The 22,089-nt window shown below is 65.9% G+C and carries 17 protein-coding genes; 14 read left to right on the top strand and 3 right to left on the bottom strand.

Annotated elements, in window-relative coordinates:
- Positions 1-4: 4 nt before the first annotated feature.
- From murD to lpxC, 10 genes are all read left to right on the top strand, one after another.
- Positions 5-1,339: a UDP-N-acetylmuramoyl-L-alanine--D-glutamate ligase gene (murD, locus tag ACQZF9_RS15555; RefSeq protein WP_428309875.1), complete on the top strand. Its 1,335-nt coding sequence runs from the start codon at positions 5-7 to the stop codon at positions 1,337-1,339.
- The gene (ftsW, locus tag ACQZF9_RS15550; RefSeq protein ID WP_428309874.1) at positions 1,336-2,508 is read left to right on the top strand and encodes a putative lipid II flippase FtsW; all 1,173 of its coding nucleotides are present in this window, start codon (positions 1,336-1,338) and stop codon (positions 2,506-2,508) included. Before murD ends, ftsW begins: the two co-directional genes overlap by 4 nt.
- Before the next feature lie 151 nt (positions 2,509-2,659).
- Positions 2,660-3,739, top strand: coding sequence for an undecaprenyldiphospho-muramoylpentapeptide beta-N-acetylglucosaminyltransferase (gene murG, locus ACQZF9_RS15545; protein ID WP_428309873.1), 1,080 nt, complete (start codon positions 2,660-2,662; stop codon positions 3,737-3,739).
- Entirely contained in the window at positions 3,733-5,187 is a 1,455-nt protein-coding gene (murC, locus tag ACQZF9_RS15540; RefSeq protein ID WP_428309872.1) for a UDP-N-acetylmuramate--L-alanine ligase, read from the top strand. Before murG ends, murC begins: the two co-directional genes overlap by 7 nt.
- On the top strand, positions 5,184-6,086 hold the full coding sequence (gene murB, locus ACQZF9_RS15535) for a UDP-N-acetylmuramate dehydrogenase (RefSeq protein WP_428309871.1): 903 nt from the start codon (positions 5,184-5,186) through the stop codon (positions 6,084-6,086). The genes murC and murB overlap by 4 nt, the downstream gene beginning before the upstream one ends.
- Positions 6,083-7,048, top strand: coding sequence for a D-alanine--D-alanine ligase (locus ACQZF9_RS15530; protein ID WP_428309870.1), 966 nt, complete (start codon positions 6,083-6,085; stop codon positions 7,046-7,048). The genes murB and ACQZF9_RS15530 overlap by 4 nt, the downstream gene beginning before the upstream one ends.
- On the top strand, positions 7,048-7,893 hold the full coding sequence (locus tag ACQZF9_RS15525) for a cell division protein FtsQ/DivIB (RefSeq protein WP_428309869.1): 846 nt from the start codon (positions 7,048-7,050) through the stop codon (positions 7,891-7,893). Before ACQZF9_RS15530 ends, ACQZF9_RS15525 begins: the two co-directional genes overlap by 1 nt.
- Positions 7,886-9,115, top strand: a complete 1,230-nt coding sequence (gene ftsA / locus ACQZF9_RS15520; RefSeq protein WP_428309868.1) for a cell division protein FtsA — start codon at positions 7,886-7,888, stop codon at positions 9,113-9,115. The genes ACQZF9_RS15525 and ftsA overlap by 8 nt, the downstream gene beginning before the upstream one ends.
- 198 nt (positions 9,116-9,313) lie before the next feature.
- Entirely contained in the window at positions 9,314-10,540 is a 1,227-nt protein-coding gene (gene ftsZ, locus ACQZF9_RS15515; protein WP_428309867.1) for a cell division protein FtsZ, read from the top strand.
- A gap of 251 nt (positions 10,541-10,791) precedes the next feature.
- Complete coding sequence (gene lpxC, locus ACQZF9_RS15510; RefSeq protein WP_428313442.1) at positions 10,792-11,709, top strand: UDP-3-O-acyl-N-acetylglucosamine deacetylase; 918 nt, start codon at positions 10,792-10,794, stop codon at positions 11,707-11,709.
- Positions 11,710-11,854: 145 nt separating this feature from the next.
- Here lpxC and ACQZF9_RS15505 read toward each other — a convergent pair whose 3' ends face one another.
- The gene (locus ACQZF9_RS15505) at positions 11,855-12,181 is read right to left on the bottom strand and encodes a DciA family protein (RefSeq protein ID WP_428309866.1); all 327 of its coding nucleotides are present in this window, start codon (positions 12,179-12,181) and stop codon (positions 11,855-11,857) included.
- 16 nt (positions 12,182-12,197) lie between these two features.
- Between ACQZF9_RS15505 and ACQZF9_RS15500 the strand changes: the two genes are divergently transcribed.
- The 4 genes from ACQZF9_RS15500 to ACQZF9_RS15485 all read left to right on the top strand — a co-directional run bounded on the left by ACQZF9_RS15500 (position 12,198) and on the right by ACQZF9_RS15485 (position 17,615).
- Entirely contained in the window at positions 12,198-13,133 is a 936-nt protein-coding gene (locus ACQZF9_RS15500) for a M23 family metallopeptidase (protein ID WP_428309865.1), read from the top strand.
- A gap of 277 nt (positions 13,134-13,410) precedes the next feature.
- Positions 13,411-16,164, top strand: a complete 2,754-nt coding sequence (gene secA / locus ACQZF9_RS15495; protein ID WP_428309864.1) for a preprotein translocase subunit SecA — start codon at positions 13,411-13,413, stop codon at positions 16,162-16,164.
- A gap of 146 nt (positions 16,165-16,310) precedes the next feature.
- Positions 16,311-17,111, top strand: a complete 801-nt coding sequence (locus ACQZF9_RS15490; protein WP_428309863.1) for an MOSC domain-containing protein — start codon at positions 16,311-16,313, stop codon at positions 17,109-17,111.
- Positions 17,112-17,225: 114 nt separating this feature from the next.
- Positions 17,226-17,615, top strand: coding sequence for a hypothetical protein (locus ACQZF9_RS15485; protein ID WP_428309862.1), 390 nt, complete (start codon positions 17,226-17,228; stop codon positions 17,613-17,615).
- 54 nt (positions 17,616-17,669) lie between these two features.
- On the opposite strand, the gene ACQZF9_RS15480 is transcribed toward ACQZF9_RS15485, so the two are convergent.
- On the bottom strand, positions 17,670-17,831 hold the full coding sequence (locus ACQZF9_RS15480; protein ID WP_428309861.1) for a YqaE/Pmp3 family membrane protein: 162 nt from the start codon (positions 17,829-17,831) through the stop codon (positions 17,670-17,672).
- 803 nt (positions 17,832-18,634) lie between these two features.
- Positions 18,635-21,979: a DUF2126 domain-containing protein gene (locus ACQZF9_RS15475; RefSeq protein WP_428309860.1), complete on the bottom strand. Its 3,345-nt coding sequence runs from the start codon at positions 21,977-21,979 to the stop codon at positions 18,635-18,637.
- Positions 21,980-22,089: the final 110 nt, after the last annotated feature.

Raw genomic sequence — 22,089 nt, 5'->3', positions numbered from 1 at the left:
ACCAATGAGCACACTGACCGCCTCTGCCGAACGCTATCGCGATCAGCGCCTGCTGATCGTCGGCCTGGGCGCGTCCGGCGTGTCGACGCTGCGTTATCTGTCGCGCGCCGGTGCGCAGCTGGTGGTTACCGATTCGCGTTTGAATCCGCCCGGAATCGACACGCTTCGCAGCGATTTTTCAGCCGTCGAATTCCATCTCGGCGCATTCGACGCGCCGCGTCCGCTGACGCAGTTCAGGGAGGCGATCGTGTCGCCCGGCGTGTCGCTGGAAGAGCCTTTCGTGCGCGAGCTGATCGCAGCCGGTGTTGCGGTGATCGGCGACATCGAGCTGTTCGCGCGTGCCGCGAACGCGCCGGTGATCGGCATCACCGGCTCCAACGGCAAAAGCACGGTGACGACCCTGGTCGGGCAGATGGCCAATGCGGCCGGACTGCGCGTGCGGGTCGGCGGCAATCTCGGCACGCCGGCGCTGGATCTGCTCGCCGACGATGCACAGCTCTACGTGCTGGAGCTGTCGAGCTTCCAGCTCGAGACCACTCATCATCTGAAGCTGCGCGCCGCGACCAACCTGAACCTGTCGCAGGATCATCTGGATCGCCACGGCAGCATGGAGCACTACGCTGCGGTGAAGGCGCGCATTTTTGCGCATGCCGAAATCGCGGTGGTGAATTGCGAGGACGCACTGGTGATGCGGCACGCGCCAGCCGGTGCCTTGAGCTTCGCTCTGGATGCATCCGCTGATTACGCACTCGATGCCGGGCAGCAGCTGATGCACAAGGGCCAGGCGCTGATCGCCTTTTCCGAGCTGAAAATCCAGGGCCTGCACAACGCCGCCAACGCGCTGGCCGCACTCGCACTTGCGGACGCCGCCGGTATCCCGCGCGACGCCAGCCTGCAGGCGCTGAGCGAATTCCGCGGCCTGCCGCATCGCTGCGCCTATGTCGCCAAAATCGACGGCGTGACTTATCTGGACGACTCCAAGGGCACCAATGTCGGCGCGACGCTCGCCGCGCTGCAGGGCCTGGACGGGCCGATCGTCTGGCTCGGCGGCGGCCAGGGCAAGGGCCAGGATTTTGCGCCGCTGGCATCGCTGCTCGCGGACAAGGGTCGCGCCGCGATCCTGTTCGGCGCCGACGCGGCGTTGATCGAGCGCGCGATCTACGGCGCGCTGCCGGTGTATCGCGAAGCCGATCTCGCCGCCTCGGTGCGCCGCGCGCATCAGCTGGCGCAGCGCGGTGATCGCGTGCTGCTGTCGCCGGCCTGCGCCTCGCTCGATCAGTTCAAGAATTACGTCGAGCGCGGTCAGCGCTTTGCCCAGGCTGTCGGAGCGCTCGCATGAGTTTCAGCCTGTCCGGCATGACGCAAATGAATCTGCCGTTGCCGCGCGCCCGCGTCGGCCTCGATGGCCCGATGTGCGCCGGCGTCGCGCTGCTGCTGTCCTGGGGCCTGGTCATGGTCGCCTCGGCCTCGGTCGCGCAGGCCGAAAAGATGACCGGCGCCCCGTTCTATTATTTCTGGCGCCAGCTGCTGTTCGTCGGCGTCGGTGGTGTGGCGGCGTTCGGTGCCTATCTGGTTCCGATGCACGTGTGGGAGCGCAAGAGCGCGCTGATCGCGTTCATCGCGGTCGGCCTGCTGATCCTGGTGCTGATTCCGGGCATCGGCATCAAGGTCAACGCGGCGCGGCGCTGGATCGATTTCAAGATCATTCGCGTGCAGCCCTCGGAGTTCGCGCGCCTGGCGCTGATCGTCTATCTGGCGGGCTACATCGTGCGCCGGCAGGCGCGGCTGCAAACGCAGTGGCGCGGCCTGCTGATGCCGTTCCTGCCGCTGCTGTTCGCCGGCGCGCTGATGATCCTGGAGCCGGACTTCGGCTCCACCGTGATCCTGCTGACCGTCGCCTTCGTGATGCTGTTTCTCGGCGGCGCCAAGCTCTGGCATCTGCTGGTGCTGATGGTCACCGGCGGCAGTGCGCTGACCATCGTCGCCGTCGCCGAGGCCTATCGTCTGCGCCGCATCATGGGCTTTCGCGATCCCTTCGCCGACATCAACAACGGCGGCTGGCAGCTGGCGAATTCCCTGATCGCCGTCGGCCGCGGCGAGTGGACCGGCGTCGGCCTGGGCAACAGCATTCAAAAGTTGCTGTACCTGCCGGAAATGCACACTGACTTCATCTTCGCGATTCTCGCCGAGGAATTCGGCCTGCTCGGCGTTCTGGTGCTGATGTCGCTGTTCGGCCTGGTGGTGTGGCGCGGCTTCGTCATCGGCGGCGTCGCCGAGCGCGCCAATGAACGCTTCAAGGCCTACGTCTGCTATGGCCTGTCGACCTGGCTCGGCCTGCAGGCGCTGATCAACATGGCGGTCGACATGGGCGCACTGCCGACCAAGGGTTTGACGCTGCCGCTGATCAGCTACGGCGGTGCCTCGCTGGTCTGCGTGATGGTGATGATCGCACTGATCCTGCGCGTGGATTACGAGAATCGCCTGACAGCGCAGGGAGCCCGCAAGTGATGCTGTCGTGCCTCGCCGGCATTCCCCTCTCCCGCGTGCGGGAGAGGGTCCCGCGCAGCGGGCGGAGAGGGGCTTTTGCCGGCCGCAACGCGGCTGCGCCGCGCCCTCTCCCGCGTGCGGGAGAGGGGACAGCCATGCGCGAGGTCCGCGCATGAAGATCATGGTCATGGCCGGCGGCACCGGCGGGCACGTGTTTCCTGCGCTGGCGATCGCGCACGAACTGCGCGCTCGCGGCCACGAAGTGGTGTGGATGGGCGCGCCCGATTCCTTCGAGGCGCGCACCGTCGTGCCGCAGGGTTTCGAGATCGAGACGATCCCGGTGCGCGGCCTGCGCGGCAAGGGCCTGCGCTCGCTGCTCAGTGCGCCGCTGCTGCTGTGGAAGTCGCTGCGCGAGGCGATGGCGATCCTCGCGCGTCGGCGTCCGCAGGTGGTGCTCGGCATGGGCGGTTTCGCCGCCGGCCCCGGCGGACTCGCGGCGCGGCTGATGCGCATTCCGCTGGTGGTGCACGAGCAGAACGCGGCGCCTGGCTTGACCAATCGCGCGCTGTCGCTGCTCGCCAGCAAAGTGCTCGAAGCCTTCCCGAAAACCTTCCGCCATGCGACCACGGTCGGCAATCCGGTACGTGCGGCGATCGCCGAACTGCCGTCGCCGGCCGAGCGCGCTGCGTTGCGTCCCGACGACGGTCATGGCCCGGTGCGCCTGCTGATACTCGGTGGCAGCCAGGGCGCGAAAGCGCTGAACGAGCTGGTACCGGCGGCGCTGGCGCTGCTGCCGGAAACCGCGCGCCCTCAGATCCGCCATCAGGCCGGCCGCACTTACGACGTCGCGCGCGCGGCCTATGCGAATGCCGGCGTGATGGCGCGCATCGAAACCTTCATCGACGACATGCCGTCCGCGTATGCCTGGGCCGATCTCGTCGTCTGCCGCTCCGGTGCGTCGACCATCGCCGAACTCTGCGCCGCCGGTGTCGCCTCGGTGCTGGTGCCGTTTCCTTACGCGGTCGACGATCACCAGACCGCGAACGCGCGGCATCTGTCCGAGGCCGGTGCCGCGGTGCTGATCCAGGAACGCGAGCTCGATGCCGAGCGTCTCGCAGCCTTGCTGCGCGGCCTGCTCGGCGATCGCGCCAAGCTGCTGCGCATGGCCGAAATCGCGCGCACCAAGGCCTGGCCTCTGGCGACGCGCGAAATCGCCGCCGAAGTGCTGACCGCCGGAGGCCAGTCATGGTGACGTCGTCTCTGCCCGAAGCGCGGCCGACGACGCCGGCGCGCATGCGTCGCGTGCGTCGCGTGCATATGCTCGGCATCGGCGGCTCCGGCATGGCCGGCATCGCCGAGGTGCTGATCAATCTCGGCTACACCGTGTCCGGCACCGATCTGAAGGCCAGCGCCGCGACGCAGCGGCTGATCGATCTCGGCGCGCAGATCTTCTTCGGCCACGCCGCCAGCAACACAGAAGGCGCCGACGTGGTGGTGGTCTCGACTGCGGTCAAGGCAGGCAATCCGGAAGTCGCCTACGCCCACGCCCATCGCATTCCGGTGGTACGCCGCGCGGAGATGCTCGCCGAGCTGATGCGCTTCCGTTACGGCATCGCGATCGCTGGCACACACGGCAAGACGACGACGACCAGCCTGGTCGCCGCGGTGCTGGCCGAGGGCGGACTCGATCCGACCTTCGTCATCGGCGGCAAGGTCAAAAGCGCCGGCACCAATGCGCGGCTCGGCGCCGGCCATTACCTGGTGGCGGAAGCCGACGAGAGCGATGCCTCGTTCCTGCATCTGTCGCCGGTGATCGCCGCCGTCACCAACATCGACGCCGATCATCTGGAGACTTACGGCGGCGATTTCTCGCGCCTGAAAGCGACCTTCGTCGAGTTCCTGCACCGGCTGCCGTTCTACGGCCTGGCGGTGCTGTGCGTCGACGATCCGGTGATCAACGAACTGATCGCCGACATCGGCCGGCCGGCGCGCACCTATGGCCTGAATCCGGCTGCCGACGTGCGTGCCGAAAACCTGCGCGCGGTCGGCAGCGGCAGCGATTTCACGCTGATCGCCACCGACGCCACCGGTGCGCCGGTGCGCGCCGAACTGCATCTGAACCTGCCCGGCCTGCACAACGTGCAGAACGCGCTGGCCGCAGTCGCCATCGGTCTCGAGCTGGGGGTGGATGTCGAGTCGATCCGCAAGGCCTTCCTCGAGTTCCAGGGCATCGGCCGGCGCTGCGAGCCGCACGGTTTCATCGCGCTGCCGCGCGGCGGCACGGCCTGGCTGGTCGACGACTACGGCCATCATCCGCGCGAAATCGCGGCGACGTTCCAGGCGATGCGCGCCGCGCATCCGCATCGCCGCCTGGTGGTCGCGTTCCAGCCGCATCGCTATTCGCGCACGCGCGATCTGTTCGACGATTTCTGCAAGATTCTGTCGGACGCCGACGCGTTGCTGCTGGCCGATGTCTACGCGGCAGGCGAAGAGCCGATCGCCAATGCCGACAGCCGCAGCCTGGCGCGTTGCATCCGCTCGCGCGGCAAGGTCGAGCCGCTGCTGATCGGCAGCGTCGCCGATGTACCGGAAGCGCTGGTCAACGTGCTGCAGGACGGCGATCTGCTGCTGAGCCTCGGCGCCGGCGACATCGGTGGCCTGCCGGCCGCCGTGGTCAAAAAATTCGGGAGCGCCGCATGAGCGCCGCGCGCAGGCACCCTGCGGTGCGCGGACGGCTGCTCGTTGATGAGCCGCTGGCCGCGCATACCAGCTGGAAAGTCGGCGGCCCGGCGGATCGCTACTTCGAGCCGGCGGATCGCGAAGACCTGCTCGCCTTCATCGCCGGCCTGCCGGCGCGCGAGCCGGTTACCTGGCTCGGCCTGGGCAGCAATCTGCTGGTGCGTGACGGCGGCGTGCGCGGCACGGTGATCTGTCTGCATGGCGCGCTCGATGGCCTGGCTGCGGCCGGCGACCACGAAATTTATGCTGAGGCCGGCGTGCATTGCGCGCGGCTCGCCAAGTATTCGCAGAACCAGAAGCGCGCCGGCCTGGGTTTCATGGCGGGCATTCCCGGCACCGTGGGCGGCGCGCTGGCGATGAATGCCGGCGCCTGGGGCGGCGAGACCTGGCCGCAGGTCATCGCGGTGGAAGTGGTGTATCGCGACGGCCGCGCGGAATGGCTGTCGCCGGGCGATTTTCAAACCGGGTACCGTCACGTCGAAGCACCGAGCGGTGTGCTCGGATTTCTGGGCGCGCGCTTTCGCGTCGGCGCCGACGAGCAGGGCGAACACGAGCGCGTCACGCGCGAATGGCTGGCGCGGCGCAAGGCGACACAGCCGGTCGGCAAGCCCAGCGCCGGCAGCACCTTCCGCAACCCGCCGGGCGATCACGCGGCGCGGCTGATCGAAAGCTGCGGCCTCAAAGGCAGGCGCATCGGTGGTGCCGAAGTGTCGACCCTGCACGCGAATTTCATCGTCACGGAAAACGGCGCGCGCGCCGCCGATGTCGAGCAACTGATTCAAACCGTGCGCGATGTCGTGCGCGACAAAACCGGCATCGATCTGCAGCCCGAAGTGCGCATCATTGGAGTCGCGGCATGAGCACCGTCACCAACCCGGCAGATTTCGGCAAGGTCGCGGTCTTGCTCGGCGGCTGGTCCAGCGAACGCCAGGTGGCGATCTGGAGCGGCGAGGCGGTGCTGGCCGCGCTGCAGTCTCGTGGCGTCGACGCGCTGGGCGTCGACCTGACGCCGGAGCGGCTGTTCCAGCTCAAGAGCGAAGGCTTCGATCGCGTGTTCAACGTGCTGCACGGCACCGGCGGCGAAGATGGCACCGTGCAGGCGGTGCTCGATCTGCTGGCGCTGCCTTACACCGGCAGTGGCGTGCTCGCCTGCGCGCTGGCGATGGACAAGCTGCGCACCAAGCGCATCTGGAAATCCGAGGGCCTGCCGACGCCGGACTGGCTGGTATTGCGCTCGAACGAAGACGCGCTCGATGCGGGGATCAAGCTCGGCTTCCCTTACTTCGTCAAACCGGCCGCGGAAGGCTCCAGCGTCGGCATCAGCAAGGTCAAGTTCGCGACCTCTGCCGTCTCTGCGTATCGCCGTGCTGCCGGTGAATACGAGGACCGCCCGCGCGTGGTGCTGGCCGAGCGCATGGTCAGTGGCGGTGAATACACCTGCTCGATCCTCGACGGCGAAGCGTTGCCGATCATTCGCATCGAGCCTGACGGCGAGTTCTACGACTACAACGCCAAGTACATCTCCAACAACACGCGCTATCACTGCCCGAGCGGCCTTGACCAGGCGCTGGAAAAGCGCATCCGCGCGCTGTGCCTGGACGCCTTCCAGTTGCTCGGCGCCGAAGGCTGGGGCCGCGTCGATTTTCTGCTCGACGAACACGGCGAGCCCTGGCTGCTCGAAGCCAACCTGGTCCCGGGCATGACCTCGCATTCGCTGGTGCCGATGGCGGCGCGCGCGGTCGGCCTGTCGTTCGAAGACCTGTGCTGGCGGATTCTGCAAACCACGGTTGCAAACACGCTCAACCCTTCGGAGGCCGACTGATGCCGGCGACTACGTTTGACCGCGGCGCTCGCGCGCTGCCGCTGCCTTCCGCTGCGACGATCAACCTGCGCCTGCCGCGCTGGTTACCCGGTCTGGGCCTGGCGATTCTCGCGATCGGCCTGCTGATTCTGGCGCTGCAGTGGCGCCAGCCGATGCTGAGCCGGCTGCAGATCGAAGGGCATTTCGACCGCGTCTCGCCGGAGTCGGTGCGCGCCGTCACCGCCGCCCATCTCGCCCAGGGTTTTTTCAGCGTCGACCTGGCCGCGATCCGCAACGATGTCGCCGCGCTGCCCTGGGTTTCACGTGCGCGGGTCGAGCGCGTCTGGCCGACCGGCGTGCGCGTGCGTGTCTGGGAACGCCAGGCCTATGCGCGCTGGAACGCAGATTCGCTGCTGGATACCGATTCGGTCGCGTTCACGCCGGCGGTCGGCGATCTGCCGGAAGCGGTGGTGGCGAAGCTGCCGCGGCTGGCCGGCACCGCGGGCAACGAGAAGCTGGTGATCGACACGTATCGCGTGATGTCGCAGGCGCTGGCGGAAACCCCGCTGGCTTTGAGCGGTCTGCAGCTGGACGCGCGCGGCGAATGGACCGCACAGACGCTGCGCGGCATCGAGCTCAGGCTCGGCCCCGGCACTGCGGCGGACAAGCTCACGGTGCTGCTCGGCGCGCTGCCGGCGTCGCTGGGCGAGCGTCTTGCCGACGTCGCCTATGTCGACCTGCGCTACACCAACGGCTTTGCGATCGGCTGGATCAGCCGCGCCGCGACCGGCAAGAACGCCACTGACGGCAAGGCGGGCGCGAAAGCAGCCGCACCCGCGACTCTAGGAGACAACAAGGATGGTTAAGCGCGAAGCGCGCAATTTGCTGGTCGGCCTCGACATCGGCACGTCGAAGATCGTCTGCGTGGTCGGCGAGGTGATGCCCGAAGGCCACATCGAGATCGTCGGCCTCGGCACGCATCCGTCGCGCGGTTTGAAGCGCGGCGTCGTCGTCAACATCGAGGCGACCACGCAGTCGATCCGTCGCGCGGTCGAGGAAGCCGAGCTGATGGCCGGCTGCCGCGCGCAGTCGGTCTACGTCGGCATCTCCGGCACGCACATCAAGAGCCACAATTCGGTCGGCGTGGTGCCGGTGCGTTCGCGCGAAGTGTCCGAGAAAGACGTCGAGAACGTCATCGAAGGCGGCCGCGCGATGGCGATCCCGGCCGACCAGAAAGTGCTGCACGTGGTGCCGCAGGAATTCGTCGTCGACGGCCAGGAAGGCATACAGGAGCCGGTGGGCATGTTCGGCGTGCGCCTGGAAGCGCGCGTGCATATCGTCACCGGCTCGGTGTCGGCGGCGCAGAACCTGCAGAAATGCGTCGAGAGCTGCGGCCTGCATGTCGACAAGCTGTGTCTCAACCACCTGGCCTCGGCTTACGCGGTGCTCCAGCAGGACGAGCGCGAGCTGGGCATCGCGATGGTCGACATCGGCGGCGGCACCAGCGATATCGCGGTGTTCAAGGGCGGCTCGGTGCGTCACACCGCGGTGCTGCCGGTCGCCGGCGATCAGGTCACCAACGACATCTCGGTGGCCTTCCGTACGCCGACCCAGGCCGCCGAGGACATCAAGCTCAAGTTTGGCTGCGCGCTGCCGCAGCTGATCGCCTTCGACGAGGAGATCGAGGTGCCGTCGGTGGGCGAGAACCCGCCGCGCCGGCTGTCACGCCTGACGCTGTCGGAGGTGATCCGGCCGCGCTACGAGGAGCTGTTCCGGCTGATCCGCAAGGAGCTGCACCGCAGCGACTGGTACGACCAGGTCGCCGGCGGCGTCGTGCTCACCGGCGGCGGCTGCTACCTGCCGGGCGTGCAGGAGCTGGCCGAGGAAGTGTTCGAGCTGCCGGTGCGTCTGGGCCTGCCGCACAACGTGACCGGTGTCCGCGACGTCACCCGCAATCCGGCTTACGCCAGTGCGGTTGGACTGTTGCTGTACGGCCGTCAGTACCAGCCGCCCCGCGAGCTGCGCAGCGAGGGCGGTGCCGGCTACTGGTTTGAACGCGTAAGTCAGTGGTTCAAGGGGAATTTTTAGGCAGTCGCCTAAGAAACCCCAAGCAATTCAGGAGGGTTGGGACGGTTCCGGTGAAGTAGCGCGAAGTGTTATTAAGTGTTGCATTTAGTTGTTCATGTGTTCACACTAAATAACATCAAACTCTGCGTAAAAGCCGAGAAATCATCACAGCCTGCGTAGGTTCATCAGGGATTTGTTGCAGAGCGATGGAGGTTCACCATGGCAGGAAGAATGAACGAGCTGTACGAGATCGTTGACGGCCAGCCGATGGATGCGGTGATTCGCGTCATTGGCGTCGGCGGCGGTGGTTGCAACTCGGTTAACGAGATGGTCGACGCGAAGATCGACGGCATCGAGCTGTTCGCCGCCAACACCGACCGCAAGCACCTCGAGAAATGCCGGACGACGAACATCGTCCAGCTCGGTGCCAGCCTGACCCGCGGCCTGGGCGCCGGCTCCAACCCCGAGAAGGGCCGCGCCGCGGCGCTCGAGAGCAAGGACATCATCCGCGAACTGCTGGAGGGCACGGACCTGCTGTTCCTGTGCGCCGGCATGGGCGGCGGCACCGGCACCGGCGCGGCGCCGGTGATCGCCGAGATCGCCAAGGAAATGGGCATTTTGACCGTTGCGGTCGTGACCAAGCCCTACAGCTTCGAATCCGGCAAGCGCATGGAAGTGGCGCGCCGCGGCATCGAGGAGCTGCAGAAGCACGTCGACTCGCTGATCGTGATTCCGAACGAGAAGCTGCAGCTGGTGATGCCGGAAGACATGACCGTCACCGAGTGCCACAAGAAGGCCGACGAAGTGCTGATGAACGCGGTCCAGGGCATCAGCGGCCTGATCACCAACCCGGGCGAAATCAACGTCGACTTCGCCGACGTGCAGACCGTGATGAGCAATCGCGGTATGGCGATGATGGGCCTGGGCTCGGCCAATGGCGAAGGCCGCGCCGAGCGCGCGGTCGAAGCGGCGCTCGCGTGCCCGCTGCTCGACGACATCGAGCTCAACGGCGCCCGCGGCATCCTGGTCACGCTGACCCACGGTGGCTCGCTGACGCGCAAGGAGCTGCAGCTGGTCAACGAGCGCGTCAGCAAGATCGGCTCGGAAGATGCCGACATGAAGTTCGGCGTGTCGATCGACGCGGCGATGGGCGACGAACTGCGCGTGACCGTGGTTGCGACCGGCCTGGTGATGCGGCCGTCCGCGGCGCTGCAGCCGGCGGTGCACGCCTCGCCGAAGGTCACGCAGTTCGTGCGGCCGGAAAGCAGCGGCGTACCGACCCTGACGGGCATGCCGCAGCGCACCCGGTCGGAGCCCTCGGTTTCGCACGGCGGCGGCGGACAGGCCACCGCGGCGGCCAAGCCGATGCCCTCGTACATGCACGCGCTCGAACTCAACGAAGACCTGCTCGACATCCCGACCTTCCTGCGCCAGCAGGCGGATTGAGATTTTCCCAGGCCTGTACCCCGGCTTTCACCCGGGCTAGGGTTCGCATTCGAGTAGCCCGGGTCAAACCCGGGATCGCCCGCTGCGGAAACTACTGTTTACGCCGGCGCATGGCGTAAACAGGCCTCGTCGAGGGTCTGACGAACAGTCCGTCGCCTGGCTCGTGTTAAACTAGCCGGCTATACAGCCCTATCGGTCGTGCCTGCTCGTTTCCGGCCCCACCGAACGCCTGGTTGGGAAGCATGAAAAGAATGGTCAAGCAACGCACCCTGCAGAAGGCAGTCCGGGCCACCGGCATCGGTCTGCATTCCGGCCAGAAGGTCTACATGTCGATGCTGCCGGCGGGCCCGGACACCGGCATTCTGTTCCGCCGCATCGACCTGTCGCCGCCGGTGGAAGTCCCCGCGCGTGCCGACCTGATCCGCGAAACCACGCTGTCCAGCACCCTGGTCATGGGCGAGGTACGTGTCGCCACCGTCGAGCACCTGATGTCGGCGCTTGCCGGCATGGGCATCGACAACTGCGTGATCGAGCTGTCCTCGCCGGAAGTGCCGATCATGGACGGCAGCTCCAGCCCCTTCGTTTACCTGATCCAGTCTGCCGGCATCCACGAGCAGGACGCGGCCAAGCGCTTCATCCGCATCAAGCAGCCGGTGCAGGTGCAGGAAGACGACAAGTTCGCGCGCTTCGAGCCCTACGACGGCTTTCGCCTGAATTTCTCGATCGAGTTCAAGCACCCGGTGTTCAAGACCGCACGGCAGAGCGCGACCGTGGATTTCTCCAGCACCTCGTATGTCCGTGAAGTGTCGCGAGCGCGCACTTTCGGTTTCATGCGGGAACTCGACCAGCTGCGCGCGCACAACCTCGGTCTCGGCGCGAGCCTGGACAACGTCGTGGCGCTGGACGAATACCGCGTGATGAACCAGGAAGGCCTGCGTTTCGAGGATGAGTTCGTCCGCCACAAGATTCTCGACGCGGTCGGCGACCTGTACCTGTGCGGCCACAGCCTGATCGGCGCCTACACCGCCTACAAGTCCGGCCACGCGCTCAACAACAAGCTGCTGCGCGCGGTGCTGGCCGACGAGTCGGCCTGGGAATACGTCAGCTTCGATCAAGATCGCGCCGAGCCGCCGATCGCCTATGTGCGTGGGGCGCTGGCCCACGCCTGAGTTCGCAATGCTGCGCAATGGCAGCATTGTTTAATTGTTTGACACAGCAACTCAACGATTCCTCTCGGAGCTACCGCTGGTCAATCCATCGAGCTTAAGTCCGATTTCCGCTTGCCTGATGGAGCAACCCGAACGTATATTCGGCTTAACCGGCGGTGAACGTTTTGTGAACATCCGGCTTGACTTTCGTTTCCAGCCTTGTGCATGGAATCCGAAGGTGCTCACGCAGATAGCTCAATAGAGCCTGCTGGCGATAGCGCAGAGGGACCAGAGCCGCCGCATTGCTGGCGAACAGGACGACGGTGTCGCCACGGATGTTGGCGAGCCGGATCGCCTGGAACCAGGGCTCCGGTGTCCACTGCCGCAATGCCTGATCCAGAGCGGAAATCCGCTCCGCGTGATCGATCAGATCACGCAACGGGGATGCTTGCGTTCGCAGCCGGCTGAGCAGGGGCGGGGCATCGTTTTGCATAGGGATCAGCGTTTCAATGGATATCATCGTCGTCAGCCACACGCGGGGCAAAACCTGGCGCGTGAAGCTCGCTCCGGGGAACATCCTCGCATGGTTGCCACTGGCGCTGGGCGTGTTCGCGGTTTGCTCGCTGTCTTTCTTCACCGGTTACCTGAGCCGCGGTGAGTCCTCGGTGATGCCGTCCAAGCTGGTCGGCGCCTGGTCCAAGGAAGTGCGCGAGCAGCGCGTGGAGCTGGCCAAGGCGCGCGAATCGGCGGTCGAAAACGCCCAGGCGTTCTCTCGCCGCATTGCCCAGCTGCAATCCCACATCATGCGGCTCGACGCCGCCGGCCAGCGGCTGACCGAAATCGCCGGCCTGGAAGCGGGCGAATTCGACTTCAGCGCGCCGCCGCCGGTCGGTGGCCCGGAAGTGCCGGCGTCTGGCGAATTGCTGGCCGGTGACCCGGTGCTGGCCTCGCTCGACGCCTTCGAGCGCAAGCTCAGCGACCGCGAACGGCAGATGCGCGTGCTCGAGGATCTGCTGCTCGCCGGCCGCCTGCAGAAGCAGGTGCGGCCCTCCGGCTGGCCGATCGAGAACGGCTACATCTCCTCGTTGTTTGGCCTGCGCAGCGACCCCTTCAGCGGCCGCACCGCGATGCACGAAGGCATGGACTTCGCCGGTCCGGTCGGCTCCGAGGTCATGGCGGTGGCGGCGGGCATCGTCACCGACGCCGGCGACCGCGAGCACGAGGGCTACGGCAAGCTGGTCGAGATCAACCACGGTAACGGCTACGTCACGCGCTACGGCCATAATTCCAGCCTGGCAGTGAAAATCGGCGATCGCGTGATCAAGGGCCAGACCATTGCCCGCATCGGCAACACCGGCCGCTCGACCGGCCCGCACGTGCATTTCGAGGTGCTGCTCAACGGCAAGGTGGTCAATCCGGAGCGGTATATCGAAGCGGCGCGCTGACCTCTCGATACGCCGCTGAAGCGGCTAATCGGGGCAGGGCGGTTTCAATCCGGTCAGTCGATACGCCTCGAAAAGCACAGCGCACCCCGTTCTTCCCGAGTAGCCGCTTCAGCGGCGTATCGAGGGACCAGATCGTAGGGCTCTTGAACGACCGCGCGGATGCCCCCATAGCCAGTGCATAATAAGCGGCTAGGGCGTCAGGATCCGTGGTCAAGGGTCCGCGCCCGGCTGAAGCATTCCGCTGCCGCGTCCGCAGCCCCACGGATCAAGAAACCCTATGCTGAATACCTGGCTTGCTCGCGTTTTCGGGAGCCGGAATCAACGCATCATCAGCGGCTTACAGTCGGTGGTGAAGTCGGTCGCTGCGCTTGAGGCGAAGATCGCCGCGCTCAGCGACGAAGAGCTGGCGGCGCAGACCGATCGCCTGCGCGAGCGCCTGGCCAAGGGCGAGTCGCTGGGCGCCATCCGCGCCGAGGCCTTCGCCACGGTGCGCGAGGCCGGCAAGCGCGTCATGGGCATGCGCCATTTCGACGTGCAGCTGATCGGCGGCGCGGTGCTCAACGACGGCAAGATCGCCGAAATGCGCACCGGTGAAGGCAAGACCTTGATGGCGACCTTGCCGGCCTACCTGAATGCGCTGACCGGCAAGGGCGTGCACGTCGTGACCGTCAACGACTATCTCGCGCGTCGCGACTCCGAGTGGATGGGCCGCATCTTCCGCTTCCTTGGCATGACCGTCGGTGTCGTCGTGCCCGGCCAGTCGCCGGCTGAGAAGCGTGCGAGCTACGCTGCCGATATTACCTATGCAACGAACAACGAACTCGGCTTCGACTACCTGCGCGACAACATGGCGTTCTCGCGCGGCGACAAGGTCCAGCGCGGCCAGCACTACGCGATCATCGACGAAGTCGACTCGATCCTGATCGACGAGGCGCGCACGCCGCTGATCATCAGCGGCCCGACCGACGACGATCCCGAGCTGTACCGCAAGATCAACGCCTTCATCCCCAAGCTCAAGCGGCAGAAGGAAGAAGAAGGCGAGGGCGATTTCTGGGCGGACGAAAAATCCAAGCAGGTGCATCTGTCCGAACAGGGCCACGAGAGCGTCGAGAACGCGATGCGCGCCGCCGGCCTGCTCGGTGAGGACGACAGCCTGTACGACGCGTCCAACATCATCCTGATGCATCACCTCAACGCGCTGCTGCGCGCGCACAACCTGTATCGCAAGGACGTGGAGTACATCGTCCGCGGCGGCCAGGTGATCATCATCGACGAATTCACCGGCCGCATGATGGCCGGCCGCCGCTGGAGCGATGGCCTGCACCAGGCGATCGAGGCCAAGGAAGGCGTGACCATCCAGCAGGAAAACCAGACGCTGGCGAGCATCACCTTCCAGAACTACTTCCGCCTCTACGAAAAGCTGTCCGGCATGACCGGCACCGCCGACACCGAGGCCTACGAGTTCCAGAACATCTACAACCTGGAAGTGGTCGTGATCCCGACCAACCGGCCGATGATCCGTCTGGATCGCGGCGACCAGGTTTTCATGACCGCGGAAGAAAAGTTCGACGCGGTGATTCACGACATCAAGGAAGCGCACGCGAAAGGCCAGCCAGTGCTGGTCGGCACCGCGAGCATCGAGACTTCCGAGTTGCTATCGGGGCTGCTGAAGAAAGAAGCGATCGTGCACGAAGTGCTGAACGCCAAGCAGCATGAGCGCGAAGCCGACATCGTCGCCCAGGCCGGCCGTAAAGGCGGTGTGACCATCGCGACGAACATGGCCGGCCGCGGTACCGACATCGTGCTCGGCGGCTCGCTGGAAGCCACGCTGCACACGATTCCTGCCGAAGATGTCGAGGCGCGCGCCGCGGCGAAAGCCGAATGGCAGCAGCGTCACGACGAGGTGCTGAAATCCGGCGGCCTGCTGGTGATCGGTTCCGAGCGTCACGAATCGCGGCGTATCGACAACCAGCTGCGCGGCCGCTCCGGCCGTCAGGGCGACCCGGGCGCAACGCGTTTCTACCTGTCGCTCGACGACCAGCTGATGCGCATCTTCACGCCGGTGCGCATGCGCACCATGCTCAAGAGCATGGGCATGGAAAAGGGCGAGGCGATCGAGCATCGCTGGGTCACGCGCGCGATCGAAACGGCGCAGCGCAAAGTCGAGGCGCACAACTTCGACATTCGCAAGAACCTGCTCGAATACGACAACGTCGCCAACGACCAGCGCAAGGCGGTCTACGAGCTGCGCGACGAGCTGATGGGCGCCGAGCGCGTGACGCCGATGATCGACGACATCCGCGGCGACGTCGTCGAAGCGGTGATCGACGTGCATATCCCGCCGCAGTCGGTCGAAGACATGTGGAACGTCGCCGGCCTCGAGGAGGGCCTGCGCAAGGACTTCTCGCTGTCGCTGCCGATCAAGGACTGGCTCGAGAACGAAAAGGATCTGGACGAAAAAGGCCTGCGCCGTCGCATCGCCGACGAGCTCGCCAAGGCCTACGAAGACAAGAAGGAAAAGATCGGCGCCGCGCCGCTGGAGCACTTCGAGAAGGCGGTGTCGCTGCAGGTGCTTGACAACTTCTGGCGTGAGCACCTGGCGTCGATGGACTATCTGCGCCAGGGCATCCATCTGCGCGGCTATGCGCAGAAAGACCCGAAGCAGGAGTACAAGCGCGAAGCCTTCACGATGTTCAACGACATGCTGTCGCGCTTCAAGCACGAGGTGATCTCGATGCTGTCGCGCGTGCAGATGCAGACCGAGGCCGAAGTCGCGGCGATGGAAGAGCAGCGCCGCCTGCAGGAAGCGCGGCCGCTGCAGTTCCAGCACGACGAGGCGCCGGCGACCGTCGCCGAAGAAACGCGGGCCGAGTCGGAAACGCAGGCGCCGCCGCGCAGCCTGACGCCGCCACCGGCACCGCCGCCGCGCCCGGAAACCTTCGTCCGCGAACAGCAGAAAGTCGGCCGCAACGATCCTTGCCCCTGTGGCTCGGGAAAGAAGTTCAAGAACTGCCACGGCGCCCTGACCTGAGGCTGCCCTGTAGGAGCGGGCTTGCCCGCGATCGAGGCTGCAACGACACAGTCGCGGGCAAGCCCGCTCCTACAGGCTCCAATAAAGAACAGCCATTCCCGCCCATGCGGAATGACGAGTCCGCGCTTGCCGCATAAACTCTGCGCATGCCGATCCGCCTCACCGCGCTGCATATCTACCCGATCAAATCCTGCGCGGCGCTGGCGCCTTCGCAGATCGATCTGGAAGCGCGCGGCCTGGCGCACGATCGACGCTGGATGATCGTCGACGCCAGCAAGCGCTTCATTACCGGCCGCGAACAACCCCGTCTCGTGCTGATCCGCGCCGAGCCGACGCCACGCGGCCTGCTGCTACGTGCGCCGTCCATGCCGGATCTGCTGGTACCGCCGCCGCGGGGACGCGAGCGCGTCGACGCAACGGTGTGGCGCAACGTCGTCGACGCTGCGGTGGCTTCCGACGAGGCCAACGCCTGGGTGTCGCGCTTCCTGCGCTCGGACTGCAAGCTGGTCCACATGGACATCCAGGCCTCGCGTCCGGTCGATCCCGATCACGCGCAGCCCGGCGATGAAGTCAGCTTTGCCGATGCCTATCCGCTGCTGCTGATTTCACAAGGTTCGCTGGAAGGGCTCAATGCCAAACTGCAGGCGCCGGTGAGCATGCTGCGTTTCCGTCCGAACCTGGTCGTCGACGGCGTGCCCGCGCATGCCGAGGACGGCTGGAAGCGGCTGCGCATCGGCAACATCGTCTTCGAGCTGGTCAAGCCCTGCGTGCGCTGCGGTTTCACCACGGTGGTGCCGGAGACCGGCATGCTCGATCCCGGCGGCGAGCCGCTGCGCACGCTGACGAAGTATCGTCGCGGCGTGAAAGGCGTGGTTTTCGGGATGAACGTGATCGCGCGCGGCTGCGGCCGTCTGAGCGTCGGCGACAGCGTCGAGGTGTTGCAATAAGCCGTCCCATCCATCGCCACCGACGCTGCCGTCAGTCGTCGATTCAAGTTATGCGTCGCGCAAGCCGACAACATGTTCGTACGCACTCGTGCGACACAGACACGGAGAGAGAAAATGAACAGCATGCTGCATGCACCCCTGCACGAAGTCAGCCTGATCGGCCGCACCGATGAAGCCGGCGCCACCCACACGCCCTACCTGGTCAAGCTCGCGATCGCCGAGCAGCCGGTCAAGGCTTCGCTCAAGCCGCTGCATCGCGTCAGCGTCGAGCTGAGCTGCGACGGCCGCGCGGTGCAGGACGCCGATGTCGCGGTCGGCTTCCATCCGCTGCATGCGCAGGCCGCGCAGCGCATCTATTCGCTCAGCGAACTGGTGCTCGCGCCACAGCATCGCGCCGCCAATGCCGGCCAGTTCGACGCCTCGGTCGCCTTGGAGTCCGGTGACTACCGCGTCGACGTGACGATCAATCACGAATCGCATGCGGGCTTCGTGATCCATATGTGAGTCGCCAACAAAAAGGCCGCGCAAGCGGCCTTTTTTGTACGCCGCCACGCGACCTCAGTCGCGCGTGACGATGATGTAGATCGCGTGGATGATGCCCGGCACGTAGCCGCATAGCGTCAGCAGGATATTTATCCAGAATTGTGCGCCGATGCCGACCTGCAGGAACACGCCCAGCGGCGGCAGCAGGATCGAAAAAATAATGCGGATGACGTCCATCGCGGCTCTCCCTTGTTCGTTTGATTGACCGGGGGAAATTACGCTGCGGTGATGAACCATCGCTGACAGTCGATGCTTCGATGCCAGCACTAAACCCCGTTCATCCCGAGCAGCTCGCGCAGCGAGCGTATCGAGGGACGCATCCAGGCGCGGTCCGATCCCTCGATACGGGCCTTCGGCCCTACTCGGGACGAACGGGGTTTCGTAGCGGCTTCAACAAAACACCGACATCATCGCGGTGATGAACCATCGCTGACAGTCGATGCTTCGATCTCACCACTAAACCCCCGTTCATCCCGAGTAGCTCGCGCAGCGAGCGTATCGAGGGACGCATCCAGGCGCGATCCGGTCCCTCGATACGAGCCTACGGCTCTACTCGGGACGAACGGGGGTTTCGTAGCGGCTTCAACAAAACACCGACATCATCGCGGTGATGAACCATCGCTGACAGTCGATGCTTCGATGCCAGCACTAAACCCCGTTCATCCCGAGCAGCTCGCGCAGCGAGCGTATCGAGGGACGCATCCAGGCGCGGTCCGATCCCTCGATACGAGCCTACGGCTCTACTCGGGACGAACGGGGGTTTCGTAGCGGCTTCAACAAAACACCGACATCATCGCGGTGATGAACCATCGCTGACAGTCGATGCTTCGATGCCAGCACTAAACCCCGTTCATCCCAAGTAGCTCGCGCAGCGAGCGTATCGAGGGACGCATCCAGGCGCGGTCCGATCCCTCGATACGAGCCTACGGCTCTACTCGGGACGAACGGGGTTTCGTAGCGGCTTCAACAAAAAACCGACATCATCGCCGCCGCCGCAAATCCAGCGTGCACGGATAATCCGGATTCGGCGCCTCGGCAGCCGGCCAGTAGCTGCCCGGCGTGTGGCCGTAAGGCGCGAAGCGCGACAGGCGCCGCGCCTCGGCCTCGTAGCTGTTGACCGGGAAGGTCTCGTAGCTGCGGCCGGCCGGATGCATCACGTGATAGGTGCAGCCGCCGATCGCGCGCTTGTTCCAGTCGTCGTAGAGATCGAACACCAGCGGCGTGTGCACGCCGATGGTCGGATGCAGCGCCGCGGCCGGCTGCCAGGCGCGATAGCGCAGGCCGGCGACGAACTCGTCGCGGATTCCGGTCTCGCGCAACGGCAGGCGACGCCCGCCGACGGTGACGAAATGGCGGCCCGGCGTCAGGCCCTTGGCCTTGATCTGCATGCGCTCCAGCGACGAGTCGACGTAGCGCGACGTACCGCCGACCGAGGCTTCTTCGCCGAGCACCGGCCAGGGCTCCAGCGCGTGACGCAGCTCCAGCTCGATGCCCTCGTGCAGCAGCACGCCGTGCAGCGGAAAGCGGAATTCGAAGTGCGGCAGAAACCACTCGTCCTTGAAGTCGAAGCCGGCGCCGCGCAGATCGCCGAGCACTTCCTTCAGGTCCTGCCAGCAGTAGTGCGGCAGCATGAACTGGTCGTGCAGGCGCGTGCCCCAGCGCACCAGCGGCCGGTCGTAAGGCTTGTTCCAGAACCAGGCGATCAGCGCGCGCAGCATCAGCTGCTGGGTCAGGCTCATGCGCGGATGCGGCGGCATTTCGAACGCGCGGAACTCGACCAGGCCGAGGCGGCCGGTCGGGCCATCCGGCGAATAGAGTTTGTCGATCGAGATTTCGGTGCGATGCGTATTGCCGGTCACATCGACCAGCAGGTTGCGCATGATCCGGTCGATCAGCCACAGCGGTACCTGCTGGCCCGGCGGCGGCAGCTGCTGCAGCGCGATTTCGAGTTCGTAGAGGATGTTGTCCTGGGCCTCGTCGATGCGCGGATGCTGCGAGGTGCTGCCGATGAACAGGCCGCTGAAGAAATAGCTCAGCGCCGGATGGTTCTGCCAGTAGCGCACCAGTGAGCCGAGCAGGTCGGGGCGACGCAGGAACGGCGAGTCTGCCGGCGTCGCGCCGCCGACGACGAAGTGGTTGCCACCGCCGCTGCCGACGGCGCGGCCGTCGATCAGGAATTTCTCGGTGGCCAGACGCGCCAGGCGCGCTTCCTCGTACACCGTCAGCGTGATGTCGCGCAGCTCGTCCCAGCTGTGCGCGGGATGGATGTTCACCTCGATCACGCCCGGATCGGGCGTGACTTTCAACACGTTGATGCGCGAATCCGAAGGCGGCGAATAGCCTTCGATACGCACCGGCGCATCGAGCTCGGCGGCGACGTCTTCGACCGCGGTGATGATTTCGAGATAGTCCTCGACGCCCGAGGTCGGCGGCATGAACACGCACAGGAATCCATCACGCGGCTCGACGCTGAGCGCGGTGCGCACGTTGCCGCCCTGCAGGTAGGCGCCGCGCTTGGCCGGCTCCGGCTGGTCGCGTTCGGCGATCAGTTTTTGCTGGCGCTCGCGGCGACGCTGTTCCTGCTCGGTGATCGGCGCCTGCAGGAACGGCTGACGACGGATGTCCGCGTCTTCCAGCGGATCGAGCTGGCGCATCGTGTCGTAGGGAATGACGTGCGGATACTGCGCGGCCGGAATCCACGGCAGCGAATCCAGCGGCAGGCGGAAGCCCACCGGCGAGTCGCCCGGGATCAGGTACATGCGGCCACCGCGGAAGGTCCAGCGCTCGCTGATCCAGGCGCGGCTCTGCCAGCGCTGCACCGGCAAAACATAGCCCTTGGGCTGATCCAGGCCGCGCGAGAAGGTCTTGGCGATGCGCGCGCGCTCTTCCGGATCCTTGATCTTGTTGTCGTCGGTGGCGACGTTGTCCGGCAGGCGGCCTTCGCGATGCAGGTAGTAGAACGCGTCCTCGTAGGCGGGCAGCGCGTTGTCGGGATCGATCTCCAGGCGCCGCGCCAGGCCGCGGATCAACTCGCGCGCCAGCAGCGGCGTCGCTTTCGACGTGCCTTCGGACAGATCGGTGCGCACGATCGGCTTGCCGTCGCCGCGCCAGTACAGCGCATAGGCCCAGCGCGGCAACTGCTCGCCCGGATACCACTTGCCCTGGCCGTAGGTCAGCAGGCCGTTTGGCGCGAAGCGATCGCGCAGCCGCCGGATCAGGGTGTTCGCCAGGCCCTGCTTCATCGGCCCGACCGCGGCCGTGTTCCACTCGGCGCCCTGCCGGTCGTCGATCGAAATGAAGGTCGGCTCGCCGCCCATCGTCAGGCGCAGATCGCCGGCGACGAGCTGCTGGTCGACCTGGTGACCGAGCGCATCGATCGCGCTCCATTGCGGCTCGGTGTACGGCTTGGTGACGCGCGCCGATTCGTGCAGGCGCGTGACTTTCATCTCGTGGCCGAACTCGGTCTTGAGCTCGTCGTCCTCGTCCTTCTTGCTGAAGCTCATCGAGCCCGAGATCGGCGCCGCGCTGCTCGGCTCCGGTGTCGCGCACAGCGGAATATGGCCTTCGCCGGTCAGCAGGCCCGAGGTCGGGTCCAGGCCGATCCAGCCGGCGCCAGGCAGGTACACCTCGCACCAGGCATGCAGATCGGTGAAGTCGACCTCGGTGCCGCTGGGGCCGTCCAGCGATTTCACGTCCGGCGTCAGCTGCACCAGGTAGCCGGAGACGAAGCGCGCGGCCAGGCCGAGATGGCGGAAGGTCTGCACCAGCAGCCAGGCCGAGTCGCGGCAGGAGCCGGAGCCGATGTCCAGCGTCTCTTCCGGCGTCTGCACGCCGGGCTCCATGCGGATCAGGTAGTTCACCGCGGCCTGCACGCGCGCGTTCAGGCCGACGATGAAGTCGACCGTGCGCAGCGGCGTCAGGTCGATCGCGGCGACGAAGTCCCTGAACTTCGGCGTCAGCTCCTCGGTGCGCAGATACGGTTCCAGCTCTTTCTTCAGCACATGGCCGTAGGAGAACGGAAACTCCTCGGCGTCCGGTTCGACGAAGAAGTCGAAGGGGTTGTACACCGCCATGTCGGCGACCAGGTCGACGGTGACCTTGAACTCGCTGACGCTGTCCGGAAAGACCACGCGCGCCAGCCAGTTGCTGTACGCGTCCTGCTGCCAGTTCAGGAAGTGCGGCTCGGGCTCGATGCGCAGCGAGTAGCCGAGCACGTTGGTGCGCGAGTGCGGTGCCGGGCGCAACCGGATGATCTGCGGGGACAGCGTCACCAGGCGGTCGTACTGGTAGACCGTCTGGTGGAACAGCGCAGCGTGGAGAGTCATGGGTTCGCGGTCGCACCTGGAGGCAGGCGGCGGGACGATGCCCGGCCGCGGTGGGTATGGCGTGTGGCATGGAGCGGGTAAGCGTAAGCAAGAATTGTCGCAGATCGAGG

The organism is Hydrocarboniphaga sp. (genome assembly GCF_965279055.1).
Classification (GTDB): Bacteria; Pseudomonadota; Gammaproteobacteria; order Nevskiales; family Nevskiaceae; genus Hydrocarboniphaga.
The sequence above is the reverse complement of the archived record's forward strand: the minus strand, read 5'-3'. Positions and strand labels throughout refer to the sequence as shown.

Bases quoted from the DNA above. Each gene is read 5' to 3' on its own strand.
- murD (WP_428309875.1), top strand. From the start codon at position 5: ATGAGCACACTGACCGCCTCTGCCGAACGCTATCGCGATCAGCGCCTG.
- ftsA (WP_428309868.1), top strand. From the start codon at position 7,886: ATGGTTAAGCGCGAAGCGCGCAATTTGCTGGTCGGCCTCGACATCGGC.
- ACQZF9_RS15475 (WP_428309860.1), bottom strand. From the start codon at position 21,979: ATGACTCTCCACGCTGCGCTGTTCCACCAGACGGTCTACCAGTACGAC.
- ACQZF9_RS15505 (WP_428309866.1), bottom strand. From the start codon at position 12,181: ATGCAAAACGATGCCCCGCCCCTGCTCAGCCGGCTGCGAACGCAAGCA.
- ACQZF9_RS15525 (WP_428309869.1), top strand. From the start codon at position 7,048: ATGCCGGCGACTACGTTTGACCGCGGCGCTCGCGCGCTGCCGCTGCCT.
- murC (WP_428309872.1), top strand. From the start codon at position 3,733: ATGGTGACGTCGTCTCTGCCCGAAGCGCGGCCGACGACGCCGGCGCGC.
- ACQZF9_RS15490 (WP_428309863.1), top strand. From the start codon at position 16,311: ATGCCGATCCGCCTCACCGCGCTGCATATCTACCCGATCAAATCCTGC.
- murG (WP_428309873.1), top strand. From the start codon at position 2,660: ATGAAGATCATGGTCATGGCCGGCGGCACCGGCGGGCACGTGTTTCCT.
- ftsZ (WP_428309867.1), top strand. From the start codon at position 9,314: ATGGCAGGAAGAATGAACGAGCTGTACGAGATCGTTGACGGCCAGCCG.
- ftsW (WP_428309874.1), top strand. From the start codon at position 1,336: ATGAGTTTCAGCCTGTCCGGCATGACGCAAATGAATCTGCCGTTGCCG.
- ACQZF9_RS15480 (WP_428309861.1), bottom strand. From the start codon at position 17,831: ATGGACGTCATCCGCATTATTTTTTCGATCCTGCTGCCGCCGCTGGGC.
- murB (WP_428309871.1), top strand. From the start codon at position 5,184: ATGAGCGCCGCGCGCAGGCACCCTGCGGTGCGCGGACGGCTGCTCGTT.
- ACQZF9_RS15530 (WP_428309870.1), top strand. From the start codon at position 6,083: ATGAGCACCGTCACCAACCCGGCAGATTTCGGCAAGGTCGCGGTCTTG.
- ACQZF9_RS15500 (WP_428309865.1), top strand. From the start codon at position 12,198: ATGGATATCATCGTCGTCAGCCACACGCGGGGCAAAACCTGGCGCGTG.
- secA (WP_428309864.1), top strand. From the start codon at position 13,411: ATGCTGAATACCTGGCTTGCTCGCGTTTTCGGGAGCCGGAATCAACGC.
- lpxC (WP_428313442.1), top strand. From the start codon at position 10,792: ATGGTCAAGCAACGCACCCTGCAGAAGGCAGTCCGGGCCACCGGCATC.
- ACQZF9_RS15485 (WP_428309862.1), top strand. From the start codon at position 17,226: ATGAACAGCATGCTGCATGCACCCCTGCACGAAGTCAGCCTGATCGGC.